Below are 13,801 nucleotides of genomic sequence, written 5' to 3' on the forward strand. Positions count from 1 at the left end.
GACACCGTGTACGAGAACCAACATGATGTGAGCGCTCACTTGGAGCATCACATCCCCAGCGGGACACAGCAGCCCCGCACCCGAGCGCGTCGACGTCGACGCGAGAGGAACAGAGGTACTTCGATGAAGAAGCGCAGGATCGTCGCGAGCGTCACCGCTCTCGGTCTCGCCCTCTCCCTGGCCGCCTGCTCTGCCGGCGGCCGCGGTGCCACCAGCTCTGACGGCGGCGACGAGGGCAACGGCAACAAGGGCGCCCTCGTCGGCGTCGCGATGCCGACCAAGGTCTCCGAGCGTTGGATCAAGGACGGCGACGCCGTCAAGAGCAGCCTCGAGAAGGCCGGCTACAAGGTCGACCTCGAGTACGCGGACAACAAGATCCCGCAGCAGGTCCAGCAGGTCAGCAACATGATCACCAAGGGCGCGAAGGTCCTCATCGTCGCGTCCATCGACGGTGGCTCGTTGTCCGACCAGCTCGACGCAGCGGCCGACGCCGGCATCAAGGTCATCTCCTACGACCGCCTGCTCACCGGCAACGAGAACGTCGACTACTACGTCTCGTTCGACAACTACAAGGTCGGCGTCGACCAGGCGACCTCGCTCCTGACCGGCCTCGGGCTCCTCGACGCCGACGGCAAGAAGACCGACGAGAAGGGTCCCTTCAACATCGAGGTCTTCGCCGGCTCGCCCGACGACAACAACGCCACGTTCTTCTTCAACGGCGCCATGGACACCCTCAAGCCGTACCTCGAGGACGGCACGCTGAAGATCGGCTCCGGCCAGGACGGCTTCACGCAGGCCGCCACGCAGCAGTGGGACCCGGCGCTCGCCAAGTCCCGCATGCAGAACCTCGTCGCGAAGTCGTACTCGGGCGGCACCAAGCTCGACGGCGTGCTCTCCCCGTACGACGGCATCTCGATCGGCATCATCTCGGCGCTCCAGGGTGCCGGCTACGGTTCGGGCGACCGCCCGCTCCCGGTGATCACCGGCCAGGACGCCGAGGCCGCCTCGGTCAAGTCGATCATGAACGACCAGCAGTACTCGACCATCTACAAGGACACGCGCCAGCTCGCCGACAAGTCCGCGTCGATGGCCCAGGACCTGCTGTCGGGCAAGAAGCCCGAGGTCAACGACACCAAGACCTACGACAACAAGGTCAAGGTCGTCCCGACGTTCCTGTTCCAGCCGACGGTCGTCACCAAGGAGAACTACGAGAAGGTCCTCGTCGACTCCGGGTACTACACGGACGCCGACCTCAAGTAGGTCGCAACTCCTCTCCGGACGGGAGGCCCGGTGCCGGGCTGGCACCGGGCCTCCCGCCCGTCCCCACCCACTCGCGCGCCGTGCCGGCGCCCAACGGAAGGCGGTCCCGTGGCGGACACCATCCTCGAGATGCGCGACATCACCAAGACGTTCCCCGGCGTCAAGGCCCTGCAGAACGTCTCGCTCCAGGTCGAACGGGGCCAGGTCCACGCGATCTGCGGTGAGAACGGCGCGGGCAAGTCCACGCTCATGAAGGTCCTGTCCGGCGTCTACCCGGCCGGCAGCTTCGACGGCGAGATCCTGCTCGACGGGAAGCCCGTCTCCTTCTCGACCATCAACGACTCCGAGGACGCCGGCGTCGTCATCATCCACCAGGAGCTCGCATTGAGCCCCTACCTGTCGATCGCCGAGAACATCTTCCTCGGCAACGAGCGCGCCAAGGGCGGCTTCATCGACTGGAACAAGACGAACCTCGAGGCCGCGGCGCTCCTGAAGCGCGTCGGCCTCAAGGACAACCCGATCACCAAGATCACGGACATCGGCGTCGGCAAGCAGCAGCTCGTCGAGATCGCGAAGGCACTGTCGAAGGAGGTCAAGCTCCTCATCCTCGACGAGCCGACCGCCGCGCTGAACGACGACGACTCCGCGCACCTGCTCGAGCTCATCCGCTCGCTGCAGGCCGAGGGCATGACGGCGATCATCATCAGCCACAAGCTCAACGAGATCAAGGCGATCGCGGACAAGGTCACGATCATCCGTGACGGCCAGACCATCGAGACCCTCGACATGCACGCCGGCGAGGTCTCCGAGGACCGCATCATCCGCGGCATGGTCGGACGCGACCTCTCCACCCGCTACCCGGAGCACGAGTCGAAGATCGGCGAAGAGCTTTTGCGCATCGAGGACTGGACCGTCCACCACCCCCTCGACGCCTCCCGCGAGATCATCCACCAGGCGAACCTCACCGTCCACGCCGGCGAGATCGTCGGGATCGCCGGGCTGATGGGCGCCGGCCGCACCGAGCTGGCGATGAGCGTCTTCGGGCACTCGTACGGCACCGGGATCAGCGGCACCGTGTACAAGCGCGGCACCCCGATCAAGACGAACACGGTCACCGCCGCGATCGACAACGGCCTGGCCTACGCGACCGAGGACCGGAAGCGCTACGGCCTCAACCTGATCGACGACATCAAGCGGAACGTCTCCGGCTCGGCACTCGGCAAGCTCGCCAAGTGGGGCTTCGTGAACGGCTCCGAGGAGACGACCGTCGCGCGCCAGTTCCTCAAGAACATGAACATCAAGGCGCCGACCGTGAACGCGGTGACCGGCAAGCTCTCCGGCGGGAACCAGCAGAAGGTCGTCCTGTCGAAGTGGATGTACTCCGACCCGGACGTGCTCATCCTCGACGAGCCGACCCGCGGCATCGACGTCGGCGCGAAGTACGAGATCTACACGATCATCAACGCGCTCGCGGACCAGGGGAAGGGGATCATCGTCATCTCCTCCGAACTCCCCGAACTGCTCGGCATCTGCGACCGCATCTACACGCTCTCCGAGGGCACCATCACCGCCGACGTCCCGCGCTCCGAGGCGTCGCCGGAAGTCCTCATGCAGTACATGACCCAGGAACGGGAGACCCCAGTCAATGAACGCGCTTAAGTCCGCCGCCAGCTACCTCACCGGGCAGCTCCGACAGATCGGCCTGTTCATCGCGCTGATCGTCATCGTCATCTTCTTCCAGGTGACGACGAACGGCATCACGCTGGCCCCGATCAACGTCTCGAACCTGATCGTTCAGAACAGCTACATCCTGATCCTCGCGATCGGCATGGTGATGGTGATCATCGCCGGCCACATCGACCTCTCCGTCGGTTCGGTCGTCGCGTTCACCGGTGCCATGGCCGGCGTGATGATCACGCAGTGGGGCATCCCCTGGCCGGTCGCCGTCGTCCTCTGCCTGGTCCTCGGCGCCCTGGTCGGCGCGTGGCAGGGCTTCTGGATCGCCTACTTCGGGATCCCGGCGTTCATCGTGACCCTGGCGGGCATGCTCGCCTTCCGCGGTGCCGCGCAGATCGCCCTGCAGAACCAGCAGATCTCGCCCTTCCCGGACGGCTTCCGCTCGCTCGGCTCCGGCTTCCTGCCGTCCTTCGGCACCTCGGGCTACGAGCCGCTCACGATGATCCTCGGCCTCGCCGCCGCCGCGATCCTCGTCATCACCGGCTTCCGTGGTCGTGCGACCCGTCGCAAGTACCAGCTCGAGGACGAGCCGTTCGCATGGTTCATCACCAAGATGGCGTTCACCGTCGCGCTGGTCATCTTCATCGCGCTGCTGCTCGCCAGCTACAACGGCACCCCGATCGTCCTCGTGATCCTCGGCGTCCTGGTCATCGCGTACTCGATGGTCATGCGCAGCGCGGTCTTCGGTCGTCACATCTACGCGATCGGCGGCAACCCGCTGGCCGCACAGCTGTCGGGTGTCAAGACGAAGCGCGTCACGTTCCTGCTGTTCGTGAACATGGGTGTCATCTCTGCCCTCGCCGGCGTCGTCTTCACCGGCCAGCTCAACCTCGCCTCGCCGAGCGCGGGCAACGGCTTCGAGCTCGACGCCATCGCGGCCGTGTTCATCGGTGGCGCTGCCGTCACCGGTGGCATCGGTACGGTCCCGGGCGCGATCGTCGGTGGTCTCATCATCGGTCTGCTCAACAACGGCATGTCGATCCTCGGTGTCGGTTCCGAGTTCCAGCAGCTCATCAAGGGCCTGGTGCTCCTCGCCGCCGTCGCGTTCGACGTCTTCAACAAGCGCCGCGCGGCCTCCGCTCGGAAGTAGCACCCGCGGTTCCTCCCCGAAAGCGACAGATCTCCGTGGAAGTTCCACGGGGATCTGTCGCTTTCGCGTTGCCGTCCCGGCGGCGGGTCAGGCGGTCAGGACCGCCCAGGCGCCGGCCGGGAGGCGCAGCCCGCCCTCCGACAGGTCGGCCCGGCCCGCCTCGACGCGCGTCGCGTCGGCCGCGGGCAGCACCACCGGGTCGGGTGAGAGGTTCAGGGCGGTGACCACGGCCTCCCGGTCGGTCGCGGTCCGGAGGACCAGCGTCTCGTTTGTCAGGTGCACCACGTCCGTGTGCGCGCGGTGCAGCCACGGGTGCCGACGCCGGAGGGCGACGAGCGCCTGGTGCGCGTGCACCAGCTCGGCAGCGGTCCCGCTCGGCTCCGGCGGAGTCGCCGGGAAGGCGGGGCGGACGGCGTCGTCCCCGCCCTCGCGCTGCTCCTTGACGCCGGTCCAGCCGAACTCGTCGCCCGCGTACACCGACGGCGTGCCGGCGACGGTGAAGAGCACCGCGACGGCGTGGCCGACGAACCCCTCCCCCACCGCGCTCGCGATCCGGGTGACGTCGTGGTTGCCGACGAACGTGCTCGGGGCGGAGGTCGCGAGCAACTCGTCATGCCGCTCGATCGCGTGCGCCAGTTCGAAGCAGTTCCGGTCCGCGATGCCGTGCCAGATGCCCTGCCACAGCTCGTACTGGGTGGTCGAGTCCATCGTCGACTCCCGGACGATCGCCGCGGTGTCGCCGTGGATGACCTCGCCCGAGAACCAGGCGCCCGGGAACCGCTCGCGCACGCGGGGCAGCACCCGGGCCCAGAACGCCGGCGGCACCGCGTAGGCCGCGTCGAGCCGCCAGCCGTCGATGCCACGCTCCAACCAGTGCGTCATGACCGCGACGACGAGGTCCTCGGTCTGCTGCGACGCGTGGTCGAGTGCGACGAGGATGTCGTGCCCCTCGAACGACCCGACCGGTACCGGCTGCCCCGGCTGCCAGCCCGACCAGTCGACGGCGAACAGGCCCGCGGTGTCGGCGTCCGGTCCCGCGGTCTCGAGCTGGCGGAACGCCGGGTGCTCACGGCCGACGTGGTTGAAGACGCCGTCGAGCAGCACGCGGATCCCCCGCTCGCGCGCAGCGGCCACCAGGCGGTCGAAGTCCGCGTCGTCGCCGAGTCGGGGGTCGATCCGGAAGTGGTCGACCGTGTCGTAGCCGTGCGACGAGCTCGCGAAGACCGGGCCGAGCAGCAGTCCGTTCAGACCGAGGTCCACCACGTGCTCGAGCCAGCCCTCCAGGTGCCCGAGCCGGTGCTCCACGGGACGTGCGTCGACCGTGGTGTCGGGCCGGACCTCCGCACCGACGAAGCCGAGCGGGTAGACGTGCCACCACATGACGTGCTCGACCCAGGCGGGCTCGATCGGCCTCGTCGCGGCGGCGGGGTTCGGCTCGGCTGCTGTGTCCATCCATGCATGCTGCCAGGCGGCCCTGGCCAGGACCGTGGACCGGGGTACCGCCAGCCTGGAAGCGCGTCGGTGGCCGGGACGATCATGGGCGCATGGGACGAGCCATCCGGACCGAGGACGACGCACGCCGATTCGAGGCCGCGCACGCGGAACGGACGTGTGCGTCCTGCGGTCGGCGCATGCCCGACAGCGCCGGCCCGGACACCAAGTGGTGCTCCGACGCGTGCCGACGCCACGGGCTCGACGACACGGACCGGACCCTCGAGCACACGATCGACGCGCTGCTCGACGCCCGCGCGCTGACCTCGAGCATCTGCCCGTCGGATGCCGCCCGTGTCGTCGGCGGTGAGGACTGGCGCGACCTCATGGAACCCGCGCGTCGCGCCGCCCGGCGGATGGTCGCACGTGGCGAGGTCGAGATCACCCAGGGCGGGAACGTCGTCGACCCGTCGACCGCGAAGGGCCCGATCCGGATCCGCCGTCCGCGCTGAGGCCGTGGTGCCGCCGGTGGCGAAGGGTCGAGCACGCCGCCGCCGAGTCTGTCCTTCCGCTCAGGGAGAGGTAGGGTTCCCACGGCGGGAGCGTCGTGAACGAGATCGAGATCACTGCCGATCCGAGCTCGATCGTTGCCTGCGTCTCCGACTCCTCGGCGTGCAACCACCTCCAGCCTGCGGACTGCGTGCGTGAGTACCACTTCCGATCCGGCTGGCTGCTGTCGAGGGGCGAGGGGCGAGGGCGCGACGCTGCGCCCGCCAGTGACCGACACTCCCCCGACGGATCAGGACCAATGACACATCCTCGAACACAGACCGACGTGGCGACACGCAAGGGCCTCACCGCCTTCCTCGCTGCACCACCCCCGGCAGCCCGACTCGACGCAGCGACGGTCGCCCGGCGCTACCCGCGCCTGCGACTGCAGGTCTTCATCGGCATCTTCATCGGCTACGCCGCCTACTACCTCATCCGCAACAACGTGCCGCTCGTCGCGACGATCCTCCGCGACGAGAACGGGTTCAGCACCGTCGGCCTCGGTGTCATCACGAACGGCGTGCTGCTCGCGTACGGCGTCAGCAAGTTCCTCAGCGCGATCGTCAGCGACCGCAGCAGTGCGCGCTGGTTCCTGCCGATCGGGCTCGTGCTGTCCGCGATCGCGAACCTGTTCATCGCCTTCGTCCCGGCGGTCGGCGCGTCCGTCGCGTTCTTCGCCGTCGTGATGATCTTCAACGGGTTCTTCCAGGGCATGGGGTGGCCGCCCAGCGGGCGTACCCTCGTGCACTGGTTCTCGACGTCGGAGCGCGGAAGCAAGACGGCGATCTGGAACGTCGCGCACAACGTCGGCGGCGCCGGGGCCGGCGGCCTCGCGGGTCTCGGCCTCGCGTGGTTCGGCGGATGGCAGAGCGTCTTCTGGTTCCCCGCCATCGTCTGCCTCGTGATCGCCGTGGTGGCCTTCGTGCTGCTCCGGGACACGCCGGAGTCCGAGGGTCTGCCGCCCATCGAGGAGTACCGGAACGACCCGGCACCGGTCGAGACCGATGCCGCTGACGACGGCGCGTCCACCTGGACGACCCTGCGCCGCTACGTCCTCACGAACGGCACGATGGTGAAGCTCGCCCTCGCCAACGTGTTCGTCTACACCCTCCGCTACGGCGTGCTCGTGTGGGCGCCGGTCTACCTGGCCGAGGTCCGTGGTGCCAGCCTCGGTGAAGGCATCGCCGGGTTCTCACTGTTCGAACTCGCCGGCATCCCAGGCACGCTGCTCTGCGGCTACATCAGCGACAAGGTGTTCCGAGGGCGACGGTCGCCGACCGGCATCCTGTTCATGGCCGCCGTCGGTGTCGCACTCGCGGTGTACTGGCTGTCCCCGGTGGAGGGCCCGCTCGGGGTCTCGCTCGCGATGCTCGTCCTCATCGGCGGCCTCATCTACGGGCCGGTCATGCTCATCGGGCTGCAGGCGCTCGACCTCAGCCCGCGCTCCGTCGCCGGCACCGCCGCCGGGTTCACCGGCCTGTTCGGCTACGTCCTGGGCGCCACCCTGGCGTCGACCGGTGTGGGCCTCTCGGTCCACGCGTTCGGGTGGGACGTGACGTTCGCGTTGATCCTCGGCTGCGTCGTGGTCGCGATCGTCCTGCTCTTCTTCGTCGGCAAGGACGAACGCGCGCTCGCTGCACGCAAGCTCGAGCGGGAGCAGCAGCGCAGCGCCTGACGATGAGGAAGTCAGCTCAGCTCTCGGTCGCCACCGTCCGAGAGCTGAGCTCTCCTTCGCCGCGACGGCAGCGGGCGATGTCGAGCATCGGACCGAAAGCCCCCTCCCGCCGACGTCGGTCTGCGCGAGGACACGGAGGGGCGTCGGCCAGGGTCGGCCCGACGAGCGTGGCGAGCGGTGGCGAGCGGTTCGGTGAGCTGCATCGGTCTCGTGTGCGGGTCAGGGACGCCGACGGGCGAGCAGTGTCCCCACGGCGACGAGCGCGAGGCAGGCGATGATCGGGACGCGCTGGTCGCCCTTGACGTCGCGGTACTGCACTCCGGGATCGGCCAGCGCCGTGCCGGGGAAGGCGAGGCTCGTCACCTGTGTCACCCAGTAGGTCGAGGCGATGCTGCTCGCGAGACCGACGTCACGCACCGCGGGACGCAGGCGCCACACGGTGAGGCCGGCCAACGCCACCGCGAGTGACATCGTCTGCGCGTTGTGGAACTTGGCGTGCGGCGGCCAGGCCGGGTTCTTCACGTGGGTCTCGTTGTAGTCGAAGGCGAAGGCGCCCACGGGGGCGGCGACCGCAGCGACGCCGATGCAGATCCGCCCGACCAGTTCGCGCGCAGAGAGTGTCATGACGCCACCCTGCCCGGGACCTGATCAGAAGGCGTAGCGGATGCGGCAGGAGGGCAGGTTCTCGTCGACGAGCTGGCGGAAGCGCTCGATGTGCCGCGCCTTCATCGCCGCGCGGTACCGGATGTTGACAGCACCGTTCTGGGACAGCTTCTGCTCCTGCAGGTCCGGACGCCAGAGCAGGTCCTCCGCCTTCGGGTGCCAGCCGAGGTTCACCTCGTGCAGCTGCTCGTTGTGGGTGAGGAAGATCACCTCGGCCGCGAGCTGCGCCTTCGCAGCCGGGGAGAGCACGTCATCGACCTCCCGCAGCAGTGCGGCCCAGTCGGTCTCCCACGTCGGCGTCAGGATGACGGGCGAGAAGTTCAGGTGGACCTCGTACCCGGCCTCGACGAAGTCGTTCACGGCAGCCAGTCGTTCGGCGATCGGAGACGTCCGGATGTCGGTCACCTTCGCCGTCTCGTGTGGCATGAGCGAGAAGCGGATGCGGGTGCGCCCCATCGGGTCCCAGTCGAGCAGGTCGCGGTTGACGTACTTCGTCGCGAACGAGGCCTTCGCCGTCGGTGTCATCCGGAACAGGTCGCAGAGGTCGCGGACGTTGTCACTGAGCATGGCGTCCACCGAACAGTCGCTGTTCTCGCCGATGTCGTACACCCACGCGTCGGGGTCGCACTGGTTCGGCTCGGTCTTCTGCCCCTGCTTCTGGATGTTGCGAGCGAGGTGCTTGGTGATCTGCTCGATGTTGGCGAAGACGGTGACCGGGTTGCTGTAGCCCTTGCGACGCGGCACGTAGCAGTACGCGCACGCCATCGCGCACCCGTTCGCGGTCGACGGGGCGATGAAGTCCGCCGAGCGGCCGTTCGGCCTCGTGACGAGGGACTTCTTCACGCCGAGGACGAGCGCCTCGGTCTTGATCCGCACCCAGCGGGAGACGTTCCGCTCGTCGCCGTGCACCTCGGGGATCTGCCAGTGCGACGCGACGGGCACGATCTCGGCGTCCGGCCACTGCCCGACGATCTCCTGCCCGCGTGGCAGTTCGAGGGCGGCGTCCTCGGCGTAGATGCGCTTGACGTCGAGCAGGGGGCGCATGCGGGACTCGGTCATCACCCACCGTTCTACCGGTCACCACCGACACCTCCGGAGGTGCCTCGTGCAGACTCGACGGCATGACCGCCGGCGTGGAGGACGACCACTACTTCGTCGTGGACGGACGGCGCTGGCGACGGACCGACCCGGCCCTCCCCGAGGACGTCGCCGCACGCCTCCGGTCCCACCTCGGCCGTGGTCGCAACGCCGTGAAGCAGGCGAGACGGGCCGGCGACGAGGACGCGGTCGCAGCTGCCCGTCACCGCAACGGGCTTGCGAAGCACGGCCTCGGGGAACGCGGCCCGGAGTGGTGGACCCGCCCGGAGTCCGAGCGGCTCGCGCAGGCCGAGCAGGCCCTCGCGGACCTCGACGGTCTCGACGAGCGGTAGCGCCTGTCGCGCCGAGGTCGCACGAACCGCCGCTCCGAGCCAGCCGACCCGGCAGCTCGTGCGACTCCGGCGGACGACCGACGGCACGTTGCGCGACCCGGGCGGCGGACCCGGCACCGCCTCCGATGCTGCCGTCAGCCGAACGGCGGACGACACGTCCCGTTTCCCCACCTTCCGGATGAGGTGCGAGAGATCCTCGCAGCCGTAAGCTCATCGCGGCGAGGACGCCGAGAACGAGGGGGAACCATGAACGAGATCGTCACGCACACGGGCGCGCTGGTGGGGCTGCGCACCGGGACGACCACCACCGAGGGGCCGACGGGGACGCGGGTCGGCGTCCTGCTGGAGCTGTGCTCCGAGGACAGCGCGGGCGTCCGCCGCCCGTGGGAGTTGCTGGTCACACCGGCCCAGGCGGCCGCGCTCGTCGAGGCCGAGCGGACCGAGCCCGGCGTGCTCGTCCGGTTCGCCGGCGAACAGCTGGGTGAGCGCGGTGGGGTGCCGCTCGTGCGCGTCGGGCGGATCGCGGTGCTCGTGCCCGAACCGACCTGCTGACCGCACGACCACGACGAACGGCCCCGGGCATCCCCCGGGGGCCGTTCGTCGTCACGGATCCGCTCCGTCAGGCCTCGGTGTGTCCGAGTTCCGGCTCGACGCACATGCAGACCGTGCGCGATGCCGCGGCGTGCACCTCGAAGACGACGACCTCGTTCCGTCCGGCTCGGAGCACCGGGCCGGGGACGGCGAGGGTGCCCTGCGGGCCGCGCGACCAGTAGCGGCCGAGGCAGAAGCCGTTCACCCACGCCACGCCCTTCCGGAAGCCATCCAGGGCGAGGTACCGGTCGAGCGTGGCCCCGCTCGCGGGGAGGTCGAACGTGCCGGAGGTGAACGCCGGCCCGGCGAGGGTCTCCCCCGCGGACGCCGGTGCTCCGCGGAGCACTGCGACGGCTGCGTCCGGCAGCGGATCGAGTGCGAGCGGCGACACCGTCCAGTGCGTGAGGACGTCGTCGTCGACGCGCACCGCGCCGACGAGGCCCTTCGGCTCGCCGATGCGGGGACCGTAGTCGACCCTCCCCTGGTCCTCCACGAGCAGTTCCAGGAGGCCCGTGGCCGGCGGCAGGGCGATGGCACGGTCGTGGTGCTCGCGCTCGAGGACGCCGACCGGACGTCCGGCGAGGCTGACGAGCACACGGTCCCGGACCTCCTCCGCGACCGTGAGGACGCCGCCCTCCGGCAGGTCGACCTCGGTCCGGTACAGGACGAACCCGGAAGCGGCGCCGAGCTCGTCGAACGTCGGCGGCGTCTCGTGCGTGGTCCAGGACGTGATCGTCGGCAGGAGGCCGGCGAGCGGTACGACGCGGTCGAGGCGGACGGCAACGTCCCCGGCGGGGGCGGGTCGGGCCTCCCGTCCGTCGTCGTGCATCGCGAGCCGACCGGACCCGCCGGGCTGCATCGTCGGCGGCAGCTCCGGCACGGGCGCGTAGCGCGCGATGACCTGACGGAAGGCGTGGAACTTGTCGGTCGGACGGCCGGCCTCGTCGAGCGGGGCGTCGTAGTCGTAGGACGTGGCGATGGGCCGGTACACGCCCTTGTCGTTCGCGCCGTTGGTGAAGCCGAAGTTGGTCCCGCCGTGGAACATGTAGATGTTCACGGAGCCACCCGCGGCGAGCAGGACGTCGAGGTCCTCGGCGCTGGCCGCCGCCGGCGTGGTGTGGTGGTGCTCACCCCAGCTGTCGAACCATCCATCCCAGAACTCCGAACACATCAGCGGACCGGTGGGCTGCGCCTGACGGAGGCGGGCGAGCCGCTCGGCGGACCGGGAGCCGAACGACCCGGTCTTGTGGAGGGACGGGAGCGACCCGTCCTCGAGCATGGCGTCCATCGGCTGGTCGACGCTCGTGAACGGCACGGTGAGCCCGATGTCCCGGTGCATGCGCTCGAGCTTCTGCAGGTACACGGGATCGGATCCGTACGCGCCGTACTCGTTCTCGACCTGCACGAGCACGATCGGTCCGCCGGCGTCGATCTGTCGTGGCACGAGGATCGGCGCGAGGGCGTCGAGGTAGCGTCCGACGGCGGCCAGGAACTGCGGCTCGTCGCGGCGGATCCCGACGGTGCCGTCGGTGAACAGCCAGAACGGCAGCCCACCGTTCGTCCACTCGGCGCAGATGTACGGCCCGGGGCGGACGACGGCGTGCATGCCCTCGGCCGCGACGAGGTCGAGGAAGCGGCCGAGGTCGAGACCGCCGGTGAAGTCGAAGGTGCCCGGCGTCGCCTCGTGCGCGTTCCACGCGACGTAGGTCTCGACGGTGTTGAGGCCCATGAGCTTGGCCTTGCGGATCCGGTCCGCCCACAGGTCGGGGTGGACGCGGAAGTAGTGGATCGCGCCGGAGAGCACGCGGTGCGGCTGCCCGTCGAGCAGGAAGTCGGTGTCGCCGATGGCGAAGCGCATCTCGCGCCTTTCTGGGTGGGGGCGGCAGGGGGACGCGGCCGTGCGGGATGCCCGCACGGCCGCGTCGGTGGGGTGCTGCTACTTGGTGGAGACCGTGAAGCCCTGGTCCTTGCCGTACTTCACGAGCGCGTCCTGCCAGGCCTCGAGACCCGACTCGAGCGACGTGCCCTTCTCGTACGACTGCCCGACGGTGTCGGCGTAGACGCTGTTCGCGTACACCTGGTACGGCAGGTAGGCGAAGTCGTTGTCCGAGGACTTCGACGCGTCGACGAGCACCTTGTTGATCTGCTGGCCGCCGAAGTACTCCGGCTTCTCCTCCAGGAACGCCGAGGACTCGAGGTCTGCGGTGGTCGACGGGAACCCGCCGGACTCCATGAAGATCCCCGTGGACTCCTTCGAGGAGTTCAGCCACTTGAGGAAGCCGGCAGCGAGAGCCGGGTTCTCGGACTGCTCCATGACGACCTGGGCGCTGCCGCCGTTGTTCGCGGTCTGCGCGGGGCCACCGTCGTAGGTCGGCATCGGTGCCACGCGCCAGTCACCCTTCGCGTCGGCGACGCTGGCCTCGAGGTTGCCGGGCATCCAGGCGCCGGTGATCATCGTGGCGATCTGGCCGTTGCCGAGCTGCTTGTACCAGTCGTCGGTCCAGCCGACGGTCTTCGCGACGAGACCCTGCTCGACGAGCTGGTCCCAGGTCTCGGTCCACTTCTTCGTGCCCTCGTCCTGCAGGTTGATCGTGACCTTGTCACCGTCGGTGGTGAACGGGGTGCCGCCGGCCTGGGCGATCATGCTCGTGGTGAAGCCCGCGTCGCCGGAGTCCGCGGCCAGGTACTTCTCGGGGTCGGCCTCGTGCAGCTTCTTCGCCGCCGCGACGTACTCGTCCCACGTCTTCGGCACCTCGATGCCGTACTCGTCGAACACCTTCTTGTTGTAGAACATGGCCATGGGGCCGGAGTCCTGGGGCAGGCCGTAGACCTTGCCGTCCATCGACACCGAGTTCCAGGTGCTCGCGGCGAACTTGTCCTTCAGGTCGCCGAACCCGTACGAGCTCAGGTCGAGGAGCGACTCGGACAGGGCGAACTGCGGCAGTGCGTAGTACTCGACCTGGGCGACGTCGGGGGCGCCCGAGCCGGCCTTCACGGTGTTCTGCAGCTTCGTGTACTGGTCGGCACCGGTACCGGCGTTGACGAGCTTGACCTTCACCTTCGGGTAGGCCTTCTCGAACGCGGCGACCTGGTCCTTCGCGGACGGCGTCCACGACCAGTAGGTCAGCGTGCCGCCCTCGTCGAGTGCCGTCGCGATGTCGTCGGACGAGCCGCCGGAGCCGGAGCCGCCGGACGAGCAGGCCGCGAGGGCCATGGCGGCGGTGACGCCGATGGCGAGGGCGCTGAGCCCGCGCCGGAGACGCTTCTGCATGGTGGTGCCTTTCACTTCGTTGTGGAGAACTGCTGCGGAATGCGGGGGTGGTGCGGGGTGCGGCGCGGTCCGTGGCGGACTCGTGCCGGGCCTCCCGGCCGGTC

General features: G+C 69.2%; 12 protein-coding genes. 7 read left to right on the forward strand and 5 right to left on the reverse strand.

Annotated features, from left to right (window positions below; translation table 11 throughout):
• Positions 1-123 precede the first annotated feature (123 nt).
• From chvE to mmsB, 3 genes are all read left to right on the forward strand, one after another.
• The gene (gene chvE / locus DEJ32_RS11960; protein WP_110901434.1) at positions 124-1,260 is read left to right on the forward strand and encodes a multiple monosaccharide ABC transporter substrate-binding protein; all 1,137 of its coding nucleotides are present in this window, start codon (positions 124-126) and stop codon (positions 1,258-1,260) included.
• A 129-nt stretch (positions 1,261-1,389) separates the two neighbouring features.
• The gene (gene mmsA, locus DEJ32_RS11965) at positions 1,390-2,919 is read left to right on the forward strand and encodes a multiple monosaccharide ABC transporter ATP-binding protein (RefSeq protein ID WP_375342319.1); all 1,530 of its coding nucleotides are present in this window, start codon (positions 1,390-1,392) and stop codon (positions 2,917-2,919) included.
• Positions 2,906-4,087 carry a multiple monosaccharide ABC transporter permease gene (gene mmsB, locus DEJ32_RS11970; protein WP_110824778.1) on the forward strand — a complete coding sequence of 394 codons (1,182 nt, stop codon included), beginning with the start codon at positions 2,906-2,908 and terminating at the stop codon, positions 4,085-4,087. Before mmsA ends, mmsB begins: the two co-directional genes overlap by 14 nt.
• Positions 4,088-4,174: 87 nt before the next feature.
• Here mmsB and DEJ32_RS11975 read toward each other — a convergent pair whose 3' ends face one another.
• Positions 4,175-5,539, reverse strand: coding sequence for an alpha-amylase family glycosyl hydrolase (locus tag DEJ32_RS11975; RefSeq protein ID WP_110901436.1), 1,365 nt, complete (start codon positions 5,537-5,539; stop codon positions 4,175-4,177).
• Positions 5,540-5,718: 179 nt separating this feature from the next.
• Here DEJ32_RS11975 and DEJ32_RS11980 point away from each other — a divergent pair, with 179 nt between their 5' ends.
• Entirely contained in the window at positions 5,719-6,030 is a 312-nt protein-coding gene (locus DEJ32_RS11980; RefSeq protein ID WP_258368371.1) for a DUF3253 domain-containing protein, read from the forward strand.
• Positions 6,031-6,326: 296 nt separating this feature from the next.
• The gene (locus DEJ32_RS11985; RefSeq protein WP_110901438.1) at positions 6,327-7,742 is read left to right on the forward strand and encodes an MFS transporter; all 1,416 of its coding nucleotides are present in this window, start codon (positions 6,327-6,329) and stop codon (positions 7,740-7,742) included.
• 219 nt (positions 7,743-7,961) lie between these two features.
• Here DEJ32_RS11985 and DEJ32_RS11990 read toward each other — a convergent pair whose 3' ends face one another.
• Both DEJ32_RS11990 and DEJ32_RS11995 read right to left on the reverse strand, forming a co-directional pair.
• On the reverse strand, positions 7,962-8,366 hold the full coding sequence (locus DEJ32_RS11990; RefSeq protein ID WP_220033024.1) for a DUF6640 family protein: 405 nt from the start codon (positions 8,364-8,366) through the stop codon (positions 7,962-7,964).
• Between the two features lie 24 nt (positions 8,367-8,390).
• The gene (locus DEJ32_RS11995; protein ID WP_258369040.1) at positions 8,391-9,464 is read right to left on the reverse strand and encodes a spore photoproduct lyase family protein; all 1,074 of its coding nucleotides are present in this window, start codon (positions 9,462-9,464) and stop codon (positions 8,391-8,393) included.
• Positions 9,465-9,526: 62 nt separating this feature from the next.
• Between DEJ32_RS11995 and DEJ32_RS12000 the strand changes: the two genes are divergently transcribed.
• On the forward strand, positions 9,527-9,835 hold the full coding sequence (locus tag DEJ32_RS12000) for a biopolymer transporter Tol (protein WP_110890146.1): 309 nt from the start codon (positions 9,527-9,529) through the stop codon (positions 9,833-9,835).
• Between the two features lie 246 nt (positions 9,836-10,081).
• On the forward strand, positions 10,082-10,387 hold the full coding sequence (locus tag DEJ32_RS12005; protein ID WP_110901439.1) for a hypothetical protein: 306 nt from the start codon (positions 10,082-10,084) through the stop codon (positions 10,385-10,387).
• Between the two features lie 67 nt (positions 10,388-10,454).
• On the opposite strand, the gene DEJ32_RS12010 is transcribed toward DEJ32_RS12005, so the two are convergent.
• Together DEJ32_RS12010 and DEJ32_RS12015 are read right to left on the reverse strand one after the other, a co-directional pair.
• On the reverse strand, positions 10,455-12,284 hold the full coding sequence (locus DEJ32_RS12010; protein WP_110901440.1) for a beta-galactosidase family protein: 1,830 nt from the start codon (positions 12,282-12,284) through the stop codon (positions 10,455-10,457).
• 78 nt (positions 12,285-12,362) lie between these two features.
• The gene (locus DEJ32_RS12015; RefSeq protein WP_110901441.1) at positions 12,363-13,697 is read right to left on the reverse strand and encodes a sugar ABC transporter substrate-binding protein; all 1,335 of its coding nucleotides are present in this window, start codon (positions 13,695-13,697) and stop codon (positions 12,363-12,365) included.
• Between the last annotated feature and the right edge of the window lie 104 nt (positions 13,698-13,801).

The organism is Curtobacterium sp. MCPF17_046, assembly GCF_003224295.1.
GTDB lineage: Bacteria > Actinomycetota > Actinomycetes > Actinomycetales > Microbacteriaceae > Curtobacterium.